Raw genomic sequence first — 16,409 nt, 5'->3', positions numbered from 1 at the left:
AGCGGCGCTCAGGCGTCCAGCCAGCGCAGCAGCTCGGCGTTGACCGCCGCCGGCGCCTCCTCGTGCGGAAAGTGCCCCACGTCGTCGTACAGCCGCCAGGTGTAGGTGCCGCTGACGTAGCGCCCGGAGCCCTGGGCGGTCGTCGGTAGCTGGGCGCGGTCCAGCGCGCCGTGGATCTGCAGGGTGTCGATCCGCGACGAGTGGCGCAGCGCGGCCGTGAACCGGATGCCGTCCGGGCGGAACAGGGAGCGGAACACCCAGCGGTGGTACTCCAGCGCGCTGTGGGCGACCCCGGGGATGCGCATCGCCGAGCGGTAGCGCCGTTCGGCCTCGGCGTCCGGGTAGCCCGGGCCGCCCCAGGTCCGCAGCAGCGTCGCCACGTGGGCGGCGTCGGCGGCGACGAGCATCCGCTCCGGGCGCCAGGGCAGCTGGTAGCCGAACAGGTGCCGGCTGGCCGCGCCCTGCCCACGTGGATCGGCGGCGATCTCGTGCCTCAGCCGCAACGGATGGGCCATCGCCAGCACCGCCAGGCGACGCACCGCGGCGGGATGGCGGGCCGCCAGCGTCCAGCCGAGCAGACCGCCCCAGTCGTGACCGACAACGGCCGCGTCGCGCTCCCCGAGGGCGCGGATCAGCCCGGCCACGTCGTCGGCCAGGGTGAACGCGTCATAGCCGCGGGGCGGTTTGTCGCTTGCGCCATAACCGCGCAGATCGGGGGCGACGACCCGGTACCCCGCGTCGGCCAGTGCCACCAGCTGATGCCGCCACGACCACCAGAACTGCGGATATCCGTGCAGGAGCAGGACCAGCGGGCCACGGCCCTGCTCGGCGACGTGCAGGCGGGTCCCGTTGGCGGACACGTCACGGTGCTGCCACGGCCCGTCGAGCAGGACACTGGCTGGCTCTGGAACGCTGTCCTCCATCGCCTGCCAGGATGGCAGATCGGTGGCCGAGCCGGACGGCTACCGGCCGTCCGGTACCGCGGGCTGGCCGGGGACGGGACGCTGGCCGTGTGTCGGGGACGCCTGAGGGGTCGCCGGGTCGTGCGACCACGAGGCCGTGGCGGGCGCGGGGCCCGCGGGCTTCGGTGCGCCGGTGGGCCGACGCAGAAACGCGATGTCGTCCCTGACGGTCTGGATGGTCCGTTCGGGCGGGGACAGCCGGCGGAATCTGGTCACCGCGAACAACGCGAGGATGCCCGCCACGACCAGGTACAGCAGGGCGGTGATCAGGTAGGACCAGTACCGTTCCAGACCGGCCCAGGTGAACAGCTCACCGAGGAAGATCGTGACAGCGATCAGCGCGCACAGCCCGAGCCCGCCGGCCACCGCCAGGGCGCCGATCCCCAGCGCGGCCGAGGTGGCCTGCCGGGTCAGTTCGGCCTTGGCCAGGTCGATCTCCTGGCGGACGAGCAGTGAGACGTCCCGGGTGGCCAGGGCCACCAGCTCACCCAACGAGGGCTCCCGGCCCTCCCTGGTCCTGCCGGCACTAGTCGACGACACCCCTGGTCCTCCCTCACCTCGGTGCGACCTGCCACCGCACCACCCGAACGGCCCGGATGCCACGGCCGACCGGCCCCTCTAGCGCAGTCTGCCCCGCCTGACCGGTGGTCGGGGCCAAACGACGCGGCTGTGGTCCTGTGACCCCGCCGACCCGACCGCCCCGCGGCGCATCCACGGGCAGGTCGAACCGAGGGTCGGCGGTGGCTGTGACAGGCCCGCCGGCCCGGTCGCACCGAACGGTGCTCGCCTCCCGCGGGTGGCCCATACCGGTAGCGTGCTCACTGTGAACTCCCGCCCGTCCGGACCAGTGCTCACCGACGATCCGCTGGCCCGCGTCGCCGCCCTGCCCGGCGTCCGCGAAGCGGCGGACTCCGCCCGCGCGGCGGTGGACACGCTGCTGCGGCACCGTGTCCTGCGTCGCCAGAGCGCCGAGGTCACCACCGAGGCGTCGCTGCGTGCCGCGCGCGCCTCGGCCAGCCTTGAGGGCCACGACGTCAGCCTGGACCTGCTCCGCCAGCATCTCCAGGACGCCAACAGCGACATCCCCGGCGACCCGGCGTCCACCGGCGGCCCGGTGCCCACCAGCGGCCCGGTGCCCACCAGCGGCATCGACCCGGCGCTGCCGGTCGTGCTGGGGACGGTCCGCCTCTACGGCGAACTCGGCATCCTCGCCCCGGCCTGGGAGCGCGCGCCCCGGCAGGCGCTGGCCCGCATGCACGTCCTGCTCGGACGCGGAGTCCTGCCCGACGAACTCCTCGGCCGCCCCCGGCCGGACGCCGGCGGACCGGACCTGATGGATCCGCTGCGGTTGGGACCGCCGCCGAGCACCATGGAGGCCTCGGTCCGTCTCGACGGCCTGACCAGGCTCCTCGTCGCCCCGACCACCGCGCCGGCGATCGTCGTCGCCGGGGTCGTGCACGGCGAGCTGCTGGCGCTACGCCCCTTCGGCGTCCTGGACGGTGTGATCGCCCGCGCGGCCGCCCGGCTGGTACTGGTCAGCCGTGGGCTCGACCCGAAGGCCCTCACCGCGACGGACGTCGGGCATCTCGAGGCCGGCGGCCCCGAATCGGACCAGCCGACGGACGAATCACCAGCCGCGCCCGTGCTCGACTACCGCGCCGCGGCCGACGCCTATGTGCATGGTGGCACCGCCGGTGTGATCGCCTGGCTGCGTCACAGCGCCCGGGCGCTGGAGCTGGCCGCCCGGGACTCCCTGGCCATCTGCGAGGCCCTCTCCCGCGCCTGAGCGGCTGGCCGGCGGACTGGCGGAGTCCCTGGTCACGCAGGCTTGCCGCCTTACGGGCAAACAACCAGTTTACCGATTTGGCGCCCTGTGGATGACCGTCATCCACAGGGCCTTCGATGGCGCATGGTGGTCCGGTCCGCTCGTATCCGACCGGGAATCGAGGCGCCATGTCCCCCGCGCTGCCCCCGCCGACCGCCACGCCGCCGCCGGCCAGAACTCCCCCGCCGACGGGCCCCGTGCCCTCCGATCACGGCGCAGGCGGGCAGCCGCACCGGCCGCTGCTGGTGACCGGCCAGCCAGAGCTGCTGGAAAGGCTGCTCCGGCTGACCGACGCCGCCGCGGTGGAGCCGACCGTCGCGCTCGATCCGTCCACCGTGCGCCAGGGCTGGGTGTCCGCGCCCCTCGTGGTCGTGGGCATGGACCGGGCCGCGGCGTGCCTTGCCGCCGGCCTGCCACCGCGACCGCGACTCGTGCTCATCGGTGACAGAACCGTCAACAAGCGGGTGTGGGAGTACGGCGCCGACCTTGGCGCCGACCATGTGCTTTTCCTGCCGGCGGCGGCGGGCTGGCTCACGGCGGCCTTCGCCGAGTTCTGCGATGCCGACCGAACCCCCTGCGCCACGATCGGGGTGGTCGCCGGCCGGCGGGGCAGCGGCTCCTCGACGCTGTCCGTGGCGCTTGCCCTCGCCGCGCTGCGCAACGACCTGCGCACCATGCTCATCGACGCCGATCCGCGGGGCGGTGGGCTCGAGCCCGGTTTCACCTGTCTGATTCCCGCGGTCAGGGATGGCGGTGGGAAGCTCGGCGTTGGTCCCGGGGTCGGGCTCCCCGCGGGCGGGGAGCGCCGGGGCGAACTCTCGGTGATCACCTGGGACGAGCAGGCCGGGCCCGAACTCTCGTCCCTGGCCATGACCGATCTGCTGGCCACCGCCCACGCCACGTCCGATCTGGCCGTGGTGGACCTGCCGTGGCAGCCGGATGACGCGGCCGCCGTCGCCGTCGCCGCCTGCCGCACTGTCCTGCTTCTGGTGCGGGCGAACCCGCAGTCGGTGATGACGGCGCGACGGGTCGCCACGGCCATCTCCCGGCACTGCGCCGACGTGCGCGCGGTGATCCGTCTTAACGGCACCCCGCCACCCGCCGCCGGGCCGTCGGAGGCCGCGCCGTCGGAGGCCGGGTCGCACGCTTCGGCGTCGGGCCGTCCACCCGCGCAGCCGCAGATCCCGGAGCAGGTCGGCCGCGCCCTGGGCGTGCCCGTCGCCGGGGTGCTGGCCGGCGTGCCGTCCGCGTTCGACGACCAGTTGCTGACCGCTCTGGGGCTGCTCGACGTCCGGTCCGCCGGTGGCAGCGGCTCGGGAGCCCGGCCATGACGCTCCAGTCGGCCCGAACATCGCAGCCTCGCCGGCCATCCGGGCCGGCCGCCCGGCCGGCGCCCACCCCCGCGGCCCGCAGGACGACGGCCCGCGGCACCGAGGAGGCGCGCACCGCCAGCGCCGGGTTCGGCGGCGGGGCGGGGCCTGGAAACCGGCGAAGGCTCGGGGACGGCCCGCGGGATGGGGACGGGCTCCGCGGCGGGGACGGGGGCGTGGGTGGGGTCGGGGCCGGTCCGCTCGAGGAGTTCCTCACCGACCCGCACGTCACCGATGTCCTGGTCAACAGCCCCGATGAGGTCTGGGTGGAGCGGCGCGGCCGGCTGACCCGAACGTCGGTCAGATTCACCGATGAGGAAGCCGTGCGGCGCCTGGCCATCCGACTGGCGGCCGCGGCGGGCCGGCGGCTGGACCTGGCCATGCCCTTCGCCGATGTCCTGCTTCGGGACGGCACCCGCATGCACGCCGTGCTCGCGCCGACCGCCCTGCGCGGCACCTGCCTGTCGCTGCGGCGGCCACGGCGGCATCCGTTCACCTTTGACGAGCTGCTGCTCGCCGGGACGATCAGCCCGGCGGTGGCCGCCGTCCTGCACGCGGTCCTGACCGCCCGGCTCGCGATCGTCGTGACCGGCGGCACCGGTACCGGCAAGAGCACTCTGCTCGCCACGCTGCTGGGCGCGGTGCGCCCGGGCGAACGCATCGTCCTGGTGGAGGACACGGCCGAACTCGTCGTGCAAAGACCCGGCCTGGTGCGGTTGGAGGCGCGACCACCCAACATCGAGGGCGCGGGTGAGATCACCCAGCGTGATCTGGTCCGGCAGGCGCTGCGGATGCGCCCGGACCGGCTTGTCGTCGGTGAGGTTCGCGGGCCGGAGGTCCTTGACCTGCTGGTCGCCCTGAACACCGGGCACGAGGGCGGGTTGAGCACGGTGCACGCGAACGACACCGCCTCGCTGCCCACCCGACTGGAGGCGCTCGCCGCCCTCGCCGGGCTGTCGCGAGCGGCCGTGCACAGTCACGTCGCGGCGGCCCTGCACGCGGCCGTGCACCTGCGCCGTGATGCCCAGGGGCACCGGCGGGTCCACGCGATCGGGGTGTTCCACCGCACCGCGGACGGCCTGGTCCGGGTCGTGCCGGCGCTGGCCACCCCGCCCGCGGCGGGCGAGCGGCGGGGCGCCGGTCCGGTGGCCGCGCCCGGCCTTCCGCTGCTGCGTGGCCTGCTGAGTGCCCGAGGGGTCGCTCTGCCGGCGCTGGCCGAGCTCCCCGGTCTGATCCGGGGGCCAGCGTGACCGGCCGGGCGCCGGCCGCCGTCGCGCTGGCGGCCAGCGGCGTCCTGGCCTGGCTGTTCGCCGGCCCGGTGGCGGCGGTGGTGATGGCCGTCACCGCCGGCTGTCTGTATCGCGCCGGCGGCCACGCCCGGCGCCGCCACCATCAGGCGCGGGTGCGGGCGCGGGCCGAGGATCTCCTCGCCGCCGTCGCCGCCGAGCTCGACGCCGGCGGACCACCCGCGGTCGCACTCCACGCCGCGGCGAGCGGTGTGCTGGCGACCGCGCGGCGCGCCGCGGCCATCCCGGGCGGCGGCCGAACCGGATCAGGGTGGATTCCGCTCGACCGGCTGGCGGCCGCGCTCGCGGCGGCGGACGACCCAGGCGATGTGCTGTGCGTGTCCGAGGCAGGGTCGGTCCGTCAGCTCGGCATCGCCTACCGGGTCTGCACCCGGGCCGGCGCCCGGCTGGCACCCGTCGCCGAGATGCTCGCCGCGCTCGCCCGCTCCGATGCCGTGCGCGCCGCGGAACTGTCCGCGGCGCTGGCCGGGCCGCGGGCCTCCGGCCGGCTGGTCGCCGCCCTGCCGATCGCCGGGATCGCCTTGGGCTCGCTCACCGGCACCGCGGTGCTGCACACCCTGCTGGCCACCCCGGCCGGTGTCGCCTGTCTGCTGATCGGCGGGCTCGCCGATCTCGTCGGCCTGCGCTGGTTACGGGCCTTCGCGGACGGGGTGCAACGGCGCGCCGGCCCGGTGGCCGTCGATGCCCACCGCCTGGATGTCACAGGCGGTGACGATCAGCGTCGGGCCAGAGCACGGCCCGACGCCGGGGCTCGGCGCGCGCGCCTGCTCGCTGATCTTCCGCTTGCCCTCGACCTGATCGCGGCGGCGCTGCGCAGCGGCGCGACACTCGGCGCGGCCTTCGTGGCGGTCGGTTCCGCCACCGGCGGGGAGCTGGGGGAACAACTGCGGGCCGCGGCGCGTGCGTTGGCCGCGGGCGCGGACGTGCCCTCGGCCTGCGCCGACCTGGTCGCCGCCACCCAGCCGCGGCACAGGCTCGACCTGTTCGGCCGGTGGAAGTGGCGTGGCCCGCGGGGCTCGCCGAGCTCCCGATGGCCGGCGCTGGCCCAGACGGCGGTCACCGCCTTCGACCGGGCGCACCGTTCCGGGGCTCGGCCGGCGGCGGCCCTGACCCGCCTGGCCGAACGAGCCCGCGCCGAGAGCCACGCGGAGACCATCGCCGCGGCCCGGCGAGCCGGGGTGCTCGCCGTGGCGCCTCTCGGGCTGTGCTTCCTCCCCGCCTTTCTTCTGATCAGCGTCGTTCCCCTGGTGCTCGGCACCCTGCCGGCGCTGCTACCGGCCCAGGCCCTGGCTGGCACCTGACCTGCACCCACTCGTCGTCCCGCCCTGCCCCTGCCCGGAGGACTCCCATGTCGTCGCCTTCGCCCAGAACGTCCCGCCGCATCACCTTCTTGGGGCGGCGCTCGGCCCCGGCCCGCCGCCGCACCCCAGGTGGTCGCCGCATGCAAGCTGGTCGCCGCATGCAAGCTGGTCGTCCTGTTCCGGTTGGCCGTTCCAGCTCCGCTGGCCGGGTGCTCGGGCGCGCGCTGGTCGCCTGGTGCCGCCGTCCTCGCGACTGGCGCGACCGGGGCATGTCCACGGCCGAATACGCGGTGGGAACCCTCGCCGCCGTCGCGTTCGCCGGCGTGCTCTACGCGGCCGTGACCAGCTCGGCGGCCAAGGCCGCGGTCGCCGGTCTGGTGCAGCGCGCCCTGGCGGGGACGTTCTGAGCGGCGGTGACCGTGGCGTGGGCGAACTCGGCCGACAGCCACGGCCCGCCGACCGCGATGACGACGATCGTGGTCAGGCCACCGCGGAGCTCGCGGTCGGGCTCCCATCCCTGGTAGCGGTGTTCCTGCTCGCCGTATGGATGCTCGCCGTCCTGTTCGGCCAGGGACGCTGCGGCAACGCGGCCGGTATCGGTGCCCGACTCGCAGCCCGCGGCGAATCGGACGCGATCGTCACCGCCGCGGCCGCCGCGGCGGCGCCCCCGCACGCCACCGTGCGGCTGTCCCGCCACGACGGTCTCATCGACGTCGAGGTGTCGGCGAGCATCGGGATGGCGGCCCTGGGGCAGAACGGGCTGCGGCAGGTCGTGTCCGCCCACGCCGTCATCCCGGCCGAGTCGAACCCGCCCCCGGTGGCCGACCCCGATGGGGACAGCCCTGGCGGCGAGGAGATCCACCGCGGTGACGGCGGCGGCACATGAGCGGATTTCCGTCGCCCACCCGGGCCGGGTTTCCCGCGCACGGTCCAGGCGCGGGCCGCGGCACCTCCGGCCGTTCCGATGACGGCTCGGCGACGGTCTGGCTGCTCGCGGTGCTCTTCCTTCTGATGTGGCTGGCTGGGGTCGCCTTCACACTGACCACGATCGGTACGGTGCGCACCCGGGCGGCCACCGCGGCCGATCTCGCGGCGCTGGCCGCGGCCGGTCTGCCACCGGCCGACGCCGAGACCGCCTGTGCCCAGGCCGCGCGGGTCAGCGAGCTGGACGGGGCCCACCTGGTTGGATGTCGCATCGTCGCCGACGCGGTGGAGGTCACCGTCCGCGTGCCGCTGCCCCTGATCTTCGGCCTTCGGACCAGCGTCACCAGCACAGCCCGCGCCGGACCATGGGCCCGTGCCCCCGGGGTGTACCAGCCGGTGAGCCACCCCGGCGACGGACGGCCCGCTCAGGACCGGACGTTGGCAGGGGTGGCCGTGTCGCGTGCGGTGGACTCAGCGGACGACGTGCGATTGCCACGAGCCAGGTCGGCGACCCGGGCGACGATGCGGTCACCACGACGCGCAGGCGTGACCGGCTGCGGCTGAGCCGCCGGGGCCGCCTCGCCCGAGTCCCTGGGCACCGGCGAAGCCGTGGACCGCGACGGGGTGGGCATCCGCTCCGCGGCCCGGCTGGCGGCTGGCTGGCCGTCCACCGACGCGCCGTCGCGACGACCACCGGCGGCCGACGCCGCACCCCCGGCGACAGCCTGTTCGGTACGTCCAGCGGGACGCGGGGAGGAGGAGACGGGACCGCTGGTGGACGCGGCCACCGGGTCGGGTCGGGACGCGGCGGCCGTCGCGGGCCGCGACACGACAGCGGTGGCCGGACGCGGCTCGGCAGGGGCCGGACGCGGCGCGGTGGCAGCCGGACGCGGCTCGGCGGGGGTCGTCGAGCGCGGGGTGGTGGGAGCCGGGCTCGGGGTGGTGGCGGGGGGAGGTACCGCGCGGGTCAGCGCGGCGAGGTCGCGCTCCCGCTGGCGCTGGACCCGCCGACGGTCGCGGTCGCGGGCCATGCCGTGCAGCAGCAGCTGCACGCCGGCGATCACGAGTACGCCGGCGCAGAGGCCGAGCACGAACAGCCCCCAGATATCGAACGACAACGCCTGACCCATGATCATGACTTCGGTGTGGCCACTGTTCTCCAACACGAGATCCGCGGTGAAGACGCCTGCCACCAGCAACACCACAACACCGATGGTTACCACCGAGACCTCCAGACCGTCCGCGGGAGGGGTCCCGCTGCGCCAAGCCGACGATCTCGGCGTACCCCGGTCACCCCACCGCGCAACCACGAAGAGCCACGGCAACCGCCGAAGGCTCAGGGTGATCCGCGTTTCAGCTGATCAGGCCGGTGATCGCCGTGAGCAGCCGGCCCGCCGCTGCCTTGTCCAATGGCTCGTTTCCGTTACCGCATTTGGGCGACTGCACGCAGGACGGGCAGCCCGCCGGGCATTCACACGCACGCACCGCGTCCCGGGTCGCGGCCAGCCACTCCCCGAAACGCAGGAATCCCCGTTCGGCGAATCCCGCGCCGCCGGCATGGCCGTCGTACACGAACACGCTGGTGCGTCCGGTGTCGGGATGCAGGTCGGTCGAGACACCGCCGATGTCCCAGCGGTCGCAGGTCGCGAACAACGGCAGCAGCCCGATCGCCGCGTGTTCGGCGGCGTGCACCGCCCCCGGCACCTCGGTGGGGGTCACCGCGGCGTCGGCGAGCAGTTCGTCCGTGACGGTGTACCAGACACCGCGGGTCCGCAGCTGGCGCGGCGGCAGGTCCAACGGCTCCTGGCCGAGGACCTCGCCGGTCGCGACGATCCGCCGCTGGAAGCCGACGACCTGGCTGGTCACCTCGACCACACCCAGGTGCACGGCCACCGCCGGCAGAATCCGCTCCCGGGTGGACGCCACGATGCGGATGTCGGTGTGCTCGCGGGCAACCGTCGTCCAGGCCGGCGACTCCTCGTGCACGAACGCGACCGACTCGTCGAGGTCGAGCTCGTCCACCACGTAGCTCGACCCCTGATGCAGGTAGACCGCGCCGTGATGCACGGAGCTGTGCGAGGCGGCGGCGTCCACGGTGCCAAGCAGCCGGCCCGTGGACGCCTCCACGATCCGTACCGGTGGGCCGCCGGTGCCGCGGATGTCGACGTCCGGGCGGGTGCGCTGCGTCCAGTACCAGCCGGTGGGACGCCGTCGCAGCCGGCCGCGGCGGACCAGGTCGTCCACGACCCGCGGCGCCGCCGGACCGAACAGTTCAAGATCGTCATCGGCCAACGGCAGCTCAGCAGCCGCACACTCCAGGTGCGGACCCAGGACGTAGGGATTGTCCGGGTCGAACACGCTGGCCTCCACCGGCCGACCGAACACGGCCTCCGGATGGTGGACGAGGTAGGTGTCCAGCGGATCGTCCCGGGCGACGAGCACCGCCAGCGATCGCCGTCCATCGCGGCCCGCGCGGCCCGCCTGCTGCCACAGCGAGGCGAGTGTCCCGGGGAACCCCGCGGTGACCGTCGCGTCCAGGCCGCTGATGTCCACCCCGAGCTCGAGCGCCGAGGTGGCCGCGACCCCCAGCAGCTCCCCCGCGCGCAGCGCCCGCTCCAGCTCGCGGCGCTCCTCCGGCAGGTAGCCGGCCCGGTAGGCGGCGATCCGATCGGCGAGATCGGCCTCGACCAGGCCGAGCGCCCGGCGAGCCCCCACCGCCACCACCTCGGCCGACCGGCGCGAGCGCACGAACACCAGCGTGCGCACGCCCTGGGCGACAAGATCCGCCAGCAGATCGGCTGCCTCCGCGGTGGCCGATCGCCGCACCGGCGCACCGTTCTCCCCCTCCCCCTGGGTACCGCCGTCACCCTGGGTACCGCCGTCACCGCGGTGGGTGTCGTCGTCCGAGGTGGGGGTGTTCGTTCGAGGTGGTCCCGTCCACAGCAGCGGAGGTTCGTAGAGCACGAAGTCCATCGGGCCACGTGGGGCACCGTCGACATCCACGACCTGGACGTCAAGCCCGGTGAGCCGACCGGCCGAGGTACCCGGGTCCGACACGGTCGCCGACGCGAGCAGGAACACCGGCTTCGCACCGTAACGAGCACAGATCCGCCGCAACCGCCGGATCACGGCCGCCACATGCGCGCCGAAGACCCCTCGGTACCCGTGGCACTCATCGATGACCACGAACCGTAGGCCGCGCAGGAACTGGGCCCACTGCCGGTGCCTCGGCAGAATCCCGCGGTGCAGCATGTCGGGGTTCGTCAGGACGAGACCGGCGTGCGCGCGCACCCAGTCGCGTTCGGCGGGCGGCGTGTCCCCGTCGAAGGTCGCCGCCCGCACGGACAGCCGCAGGGCCCGCACCGCGCGCAGCTGGTCATGCGCGAGTGCCTTCGTCGGCGCCAGATAGATCGCCCGGGCGGACGGCTCCGCGAGCAACCGCGACAGCACCGGCATCAGGTACCCCAACGACTTACCCGACGCGGTGCCCGTCGCCAACACGACGCTGTGCCCCGCGTGCGCGGCCTCGGCCGCGGCCGCCTGATGCGTCCACGGCTCGTCGATACCCGCGGCCACCCACCGCCCACGCAACACCGGGTCAACCCAGTCCGGCCAGGGTGAACGCTGCCCCACGCGGGCGGCGACCGGCTCCACATGGGTCACGCACCGGGCCCGGCGCACATCCGCCCGCAGATCGGCGAGCACCGCCGACTCGCCGATCGCCACTGCGGCACCGAGCGCCACCGCACCGCCGGACGCACCACCCGCCGGGCGACCGTTTCCGCCCTCCACGGCCACCGGAGAATCCACGATGGCCAAGAATATGCGCCGTCGCCACCACCGGCACGGCGGTAATGGACGACAGAACATCATCCGCGGGACAATCCGACCCCCGCGAGGAGTCAGGACAGCGGACCGCCCCCCTGACAGCCAAGATCGGGGATAGATTTCGAGCAGACGGCACCGGTGAGACCACGGCGGCGCGGAGATCTGCGACCCGAGTCGTGGGCCACCGGATTGATCCTCCTCATGGGAGGGTAATGGCGCCGTGATGTCGGTCTCCCGATGCCCGGGAGACACCGTCACACCGAGCTACCGCAGCATCGCGACACCACCGCAACACCGAGGCACCACCAAAACGGTGACCACCGTTGAGACACTGATCACAGTAGAACCACCGATCACAGTAGAACCACTGATCACAGTAGAACCACTGAGGCACCGAGGAGGATCCGTGGACCTGTCCCTCACGACTCGCCAGGAAGGCAACCACACGGTCGTGGTGGTGGGCGGCGAGATCGACGTCTACACCGCCCCGAAGCTGCGTGAGCAGCTGATCGACCTGGTTTCCGGCGGGTCATACCACCTCGTCGTGGACATGGAGGGCGTGGAGTTCCTCGACTCGACGGGTCTCGGAGTTCTCGTCGGCGGGCTCAAGCGAGTCCGCGCGCACGACGGTTCGCTGCACCTGGTCTGCACCCAGGAGCGCATCCTCAAGATCTTCCGGATCACCGGCCTGACGAAGGTGTTCCCGATCCACTCGTCCGTCGAGGACGCTCTCGCCGCGCACGAGTGACTCCACTCGGACATCACGCCTTCGGAAAGGCAGGCATACCGTATGCCCACCGTTGAGCTGCGGTTCGCCGCCCTGAACGGGCACGTCCGCACCGCTCGAATGATCGCCACGGCGGTCAGTCGGCGCGCCGGAGTACCTGCTGGCGCTGCCGACGAGATCAAGCTGGCAGTCACGGAGGCATGCGCCCGGGCGGTGCGGGTCAACCGCCGGCACGCGCCGCAGTCCCCAGTGCACGTCGCACTGACCGAGACACCGGACGCCTTCACCATCACCGTCGCCGATCGCGGTCAGAGCGGGGACGAGGTGGCCCCCGGCCCGGACGGCGGCCTTGTCACCGCCTCCACCCTGCTCGACCTCGAGCCGGATTCGGCCGCACCGCCCTGGTGGTCCGAACCAGCCGAAGAGGAATCCGCGGCCGACGGCGGATTCCCCCCCGGCCTCGGACTCGCCCTGATCGAGGGTCTGGTCGACGAGGTACAGATCAGCCGCGGAGCCGACGGGGTCGGCACCATCGTCGCCATGACCTGGCACACCGGCCCCGCCGTCGCCCCGTCCGACCCCATCCTCTAACCCCCCACGCCGCACCGCGCGACGGCCGCACGGCCAGACGCCGCGCCCGGCATACCGATGCCTCGCCTGGCCCTCCGGGCCTCGCTCAGCACCTCGGCGTACCGGTGCCCCGGTGCGCCTGGCGCCCCGGTGGCACCCGGCACCCGGCACCCGGCACCCGGCTGAGGCCACATGCGGAGGGGGTTCGGTGTGCCGAGGCCGAGCCTGTCTCGGCATGCCATGAGCGTGGCTGTGAATCCGGCGGGCCGGAGCGCTTGGCGCCCCACCCGCCGGCCACCGCACTCCGGCAGTCGGCAGTCGCCTATTTCTGTATATATCGGGTGAACGAAGGCCCTGGTCGAATCATGTCGAGACCTGGCCAGAAAACGAGATCCGAGTCCGTCCTCGGACCTCGACAGGATGCCGGATCAGCGGATCACCTCGGCGCCATGGCCGTCCGACCCCATCGCCACGATGTTCGTGCCTGTCCACACGCAAATGGTAACAATGCGCTGGCGCAGCAGTGCGGTGCGGTGGAACACAGGAGCGAATCGGCACGATGCCGAGGGATATTCGATGGCACGCCGAGGGTTGTTTGGAAAATCGGGGCAGCAATCCCCGAACAACCCTCGGCATCTCGCCGCCCTGCCCCTCAAGGTGGCGAACGGAAGCAGACATCGGGCATCATTTGTGCGAAAAGAGTGAATTGTCCGGGTCGCGCGGCCGGCTGCCCGCGATACGACGCCCAAGGCGCCGGCCATGGATACCGGATGGTGCAAAGCCGGATACCGGACGGTGCGAAATCGAAGGTCGACGCGCAGTGCGATCGGCGAAAATGCAGCGCACATCACACTGGGTGGCTAGACTTCCCGCATCCGACGGCGGTTGATCCGAACCGCCGCGAGATGCCGTTGTGCTCCCCGATCAACCCGCCGAAACTTCCCGAAGCAGGGTAGTTCTGACGGCTTTACCCGGACGTCGCCGGATGCGATGCCCGGCCGCCGGCATCCCGTCCCACCGAGGCCGTTGACAGCGGCCATTGGCGGGCTTTTCAAACCGGCGGAGGGCGCACAGAGCAGACCGGGAGGAGCCATGTCCCCGATCCACAGCCTGGCGGCCGAGGTCTCGGCACACGGCCAGGCCACCGAGGCGACAGTGAACGGGCTGAGCGGCGTGAACGGGCTGACGACTGGCGATTTCGTGCCTGGTCAGGCCGTCAGGAGTGCGGCGAAGGTGATTGCGGCCGAGAGTACGGGCACAGATTTCGGTGGTGAATCGGTCGGCCTGGTCAGTGGTGTGGCGATCGTCGGGGTGCTGGCTCTGGTCGTGGCTGGCTATCTGGTCCGCGAGGTGCTGAAGGCCGATGCCGGCACGCCGCGGATGAGGGAGGTCGGCCGCGCGGTGCAGGAGGGTGCGGCGGCCTACCTGCGCCGGCAGTTTCGCACCCTCGCCGGCTTTGTCGTCGTCATCCCCTTCGTCCTTCTTCTGCTTCCGGCCGAAGATACCGGAGCCCGTGTCGGGCGTTCGGTCTTCTTCGTGATCGGCGCGGTTTTCTCGGCGCTGGTGGGATTCGTCGGTATGTCGCTGGCGACCCGGGCCAACACCCGGACGGCGGCGGCGGCGATGACCCATGGTGAACGGGCGGCGGTGCGGATCGCGTTTCGCACGGGTGGTGTCGTCGGTATGTTCACGGTCGGGCTGGGGCTGCTCGGCGCGGCCGTGGTGGTACTGGTGTTCCGGGACGCCGCGCCGCAGGTCCTCGAGGGTTTCGGGTTCGGTGCGGCTCTGCTGGCGATGTTCATGCGGGTGGGCGGGGGAATCTTCACGAAGGCCGCCGATGTCGGTGCCGACCTGGTCGGCAAGGTGGAGCAGGGTATCCCCGAGGACGATCCGCGTAACGCCGCGACGATCGCGGACAATGTCGGTGACAACGTCGGCGACTGCGCGGGTATGGCGGCGGACCTGTTCGAGTCCTATGCGGTGACCCTGGTGGCCGCGTTGATCCTCGGGGTGAGCGCCTTCGGGGAGCGCGGGCTGGTGTTCCCGCTGCTGATTCCCGCCGTCGGTGTGGTGACCGCGGTCATCGGGATCTTCGCGGTGTCGCCACGGCCACGGGACCGCGACGGCATGGCCGCGATCAACCGGGGGTTCTTCGTGTCGGCCGTGGTGTCGGCGGTCGGTTCGGTCGTCGTGGCGGTGACCTATCTGCCGGGCAGTGTCGCCGAACTGCCGGGGATGGCGGGCAGCACCCAGTCGGGTGATCCCCGGGTCATCGCCGCCAGCGCGGTTCTGATCGGTATCGCGCTCGCGGCCGCCATCCAGATACTGACGGGTTACTTCACCGCGACGAACCGGCGGCCGGTGCGCGACATCGCCAGGGCGTCCACCACGGGCCCGGCGACGAACATCCTGGCGGGCATCGGGGTGGGCCTGGAGTCCGCGGTGTACTCGGCCCTGCTCATCAGCGCGGCCGTGTTCGGGGCCTATCTGCTGGGTTCGGGCAGCGTGACGATGGCGCTGTTCGCCGTGGCGCTGGCCGGTACGGGGCTGCTCACCACGGTCGGGGTGATCATCTCGATGGACACGTTCGGCCCGGTCAGCGACAACGCCCAGGGCATCGCGGAGATGTCCGGAGACCTGGACGCCGCCGGTGCGGCGATCCTGACCTCGCTGGACGCGGTCGGTAACACCACCAAGGCCATCACCAAGGGCATCGCGATCGCGACGGCGGTGCTGGCCGCGACGGCCCTGTTCGGCTCGTTCACCGACACCGTCTCGTCCGCCCTGGTCGATGCGGGGGCGCGGGCCGAGGACGGCCGTGGCCTGGTCGGCGGGTTGAACATCGCCTATCCCGACGCCCTGGTCGGGATGATCATCGGTGCGAGTGTGGTCTTCCTGTTCTCCGGTCTTGCGATCAACGCGGTCGGGCGGGCGGCGGGGCGGGTCGTCCTGGAGGTACGCAACCAGTTCCGGACCAGGCCCGGGATCATGAACGGCACCGAGCGACCGGACTACGGCGCGGTCGTCGACATCTGCACCCGCGACTCGCTACGGGAGCTGATCACTCCCGGCACCCTGGCGGTACTGGCCCCGATCGCGGTCGGTTTCGGCCTCGGATACCCCCCGTTGGGGGCGTTCCTTGGTGGTGCGATCGCCGGCGGTGTGCTGATGGCCGTGTTCCTGGCGAACTCCGGTGGTGCCTGGGACAACGCGAAGAAGCTGGTCGAGGACGGAAACTACGGCGGCAAGGGTTCCCAGGTCCACGCCGCGACTGTGATCGGAGACACAGTCGGTGATCCCTTCAAGGACACCGCGGGCCCGTCGATCAACCCGTTGCTCAAGGTCATGAACCTGGTCAGCCTGCTGATCGCACCCGCGGTGGTGAAGTACTCCGTGGGCGACGACCGCAACACCGCGCTACGGGTCAGCCTGGCCCTGGCCGCGGTGGCCGTGATCGCGGCCGCGATCGTCCTGTCCCGGCGACGCGGCCGGATGGTGGACGACGACGACCCGCCGGTCGAGCACCCGACGCCGCGCGATCCCGCCGCGGTCAACGCCTGAGCGGCGCGCGCCCCGTCCACCGGGTCGGTTACCG

13 protein-coding genes and 1 pseudogene are annotated in these 16,409 nt (G+C 72.8%); 10 read left to right on the top strand and 4 right to left on the bottom strand.

The features are described from left to right. Positions 1–8: 8 nt before the first annotated feature. Positions 9–923 carry an alpha/beta fold hydrolase gene (locus tag MXD61_RS02975; protein WP_248811316.1) on the bottom strand — a complete coding sequence of 305 codons (915 nt, stop codon included), beginning with the start codon at positions 921–923 and terminating at the stop codon, positions 9–11. Positions 924–962: 39 nt separating this feature from the next. Next, complete coding sequence (locus tag MXD61_RS02970) at positions 963–1,502, bottom strand: phage holin family protein (protein ID WP_248811315.1); 540 nt, start codon at positions 1,500–1,502, stop codon at positions 963–965. 283 nt (positions 1,503–1,785) lie between these two features. Here MXD61_RS02970 and MXD61_RS02965 point away from each other — a divergent pair, with 283 nt between their 5' ends. From MXD61_RS02965 to MXD61_RS27860, 7 genes and pseudogenes are all read left to right on the top strand, one after another. Then, on the top strand, positions 1,786–2,748 hold the full coding sequence (locus MXD61_RS02965) for a hypothetical protein (RefSeq protein ID WP_248811314.1): 963 nt from the start codon (positions 1,786–1,788) through the stop codon (positions 2,746–2,748). A gap of 236 nt (positions 2,749–2,984) precedes the next feature. Continuing rightward, complete coding sequence (gene ssd / locus MXD61_RS02960; protein ID WP_248811313.1) at positions 2,985–4,118, top strand: septum site-determining protein Ssd; 1,134 nt, start codon at positions 2,985–2,987, stop codon at positions 4,116–4,118. After that, on the top strand, positions 4,115–5,407 hold the full coding sequence (locus tag MXD61_RS02955) for a TadA family conjugal transfer-associated ATPase (RefSeq protein WP_248811312.1): 1,293 nt from the start codon (positions 4,115–4,117) through the stop codon (positions 5,405–5,407). Before ssd ends, MXD61_RS02955 begins: the two co-directional genes overlap by 4 nt. Then, entirely contained in the window at positions 5,404–6,765 is a 1,362-nt protein-coding gene (locus MXD61_RS02950; protein ID WP_248811311.1) for a type II secretion system F family protein, read from the top strand. Before MXD61_RS02955 ends, MXD61_RS02950 begins: the two co-directional genes overlap by 4 nt. Before the next feature lie 47 nt (positions 6,766–6,812). Then, positions 6,813–7,172 (top strand): DUF4244 domain-containing protein, encoded by a 360-nt coding sequence (locus MXD61_RS28630; protein WP_374628333.1) that lies wholly within the window; start codon positions 6,813–6,815, stop codon positions 7,170–7,172. Between the two features lie 17 nt (positions 7,173–7,189). After that, positions 7,190–7,651: a TadE family protein gene (locus tag MXD61_RS02940; RefSeq protein WP_248811310.1), complete on the top strand. Its 462-nt coding sequence runs from the start codon at positions 7,190–7,192 to the stop codon at positions 7,649–7,651. Continuing rightward, positions 7,648–8,043: pseudogene (locus MXD61_RS27860) on the top strand (Rv3654c family TadE-like protein); the annotation flags it as partial. The gene MXD61_RS02940 and the pseudogene MXD61_RS27860, both read left to right, overlap by 4 nt. Positions 8,044–8,114: 71 nt before the next feature. On the opposite strand, the gene MXD61_RS02930 reads toward MXD61_RS27860, so the two are convergent. After that, positions 8,115–8,894, bottom strand: coding sequence for a hypothetical protein (locus MXD61_RS02930; RefSeq protein WP_248811309.1), 780 nt, complete (start codon positions 8,892–8,894; stop codon positions 8,115–8,117). A 148-nt stretch (positions 8,895–9,042) separates the two neighbouring features. Further along, entirely contained in the window at positions 9,043–11,487 is a 2,445-nt protein-coding gene (locus MXD61_RS02925) for a DEAD/DEAH box helicase (RefSeq protein WP_374628330.1), read from the bottom strand. 436 nt (positions 11,488–11,923) lie between these two features. On the opposite strand from MXD61_RS02925, the gene MXD61_RS02920 reads away from it, so the two are divergent. The 3 genes from MXD61_RS02920 to MXD61_RS02910 all read left to right on the top strand — a co-directional run bounded on the left by MXD61_RS02920 (position 11,924) and on the right by MXD61_RS02910 (position 16,375). Further along, a complete protein-coding gene (locus MXD61_RS02920) occupies positions 11,924–12,265 on the top strand; it encodes an STAS domain-containing protein (protein WP_163548083.1) in 342 nt (113 codons plus the stop codon). A gap of 42 nt (positions 12,266–12,307) precedes the next feature. Further along, a complete protein-coding gene (locus tag MXD61_RS02915; RefSeq protein WP_248811308.1) occupies positions 12,308–12,835 on the top strand; it encodes an ATP-binding protein in 528 nt (175 codons plus the stop codon). 1,263 nt (positions 12,836–14,098) lie between these two features. Continuing rightward, a complete protein-coding gene (locus MXD61_RS02910; RefSeq protein WP_248811390.1) occupies positions 14,099–16,375 on the top strand; it encodes a sodium-translocating pyrophosphatase in 2,277 nt (758 codons plus the stop codon). Positions 16,376–16,409: the final 34 nt, after the last annotated feature.

Source organism: Frankia sp. AgPm24 (assembly GCF_023243055.1).
In the GTDB taxonomy this organism is placed as follows: Bacteria; Actinomycetota; Actinomycetes; order Frankiales; family Frankiaceae; genus Frankia; species Frankia umida.
Note: the sequence above shows the minus strand (reverse complement) of the source record. Positions and strands in the feature narration are given on the sequence as shown.

What these genes read in the sequence shown, in the direction of transcription:
- MXD61_RS28630 (WP_374628333.1), top strand. Translation starts at nt 6,813, where the DNA reads ATGTCGTCGCCTTCGCCCAGAACGTCCCGCCGCATCACCTTCTTGGGG.
- MXD61_RS02975 (WP_248811316.1), bottom strand. Translation starts at nt 923, where the DNA reads ATGGAGGACAGCGTTCCAGAGCCAGCCAGTGTCCTGCTCGACGGGCCG.
- MXD61_RS02915 (WP_248811308.1), top strand. Translation starts at nt 12,308, where the DNA reads ATGCCCACCGTTGAGCTGCGGTTCGCCGCCCTGAACGGGCACGTCCGC.
- MXD61_RS02955 (WP_248811312.1), top strand. Translation starts at nt 4,115, where the DNA reads ATGACGCTCCAGTCGGCCCGAACATCGCAGCCTCGCCGGCCATCCGGG.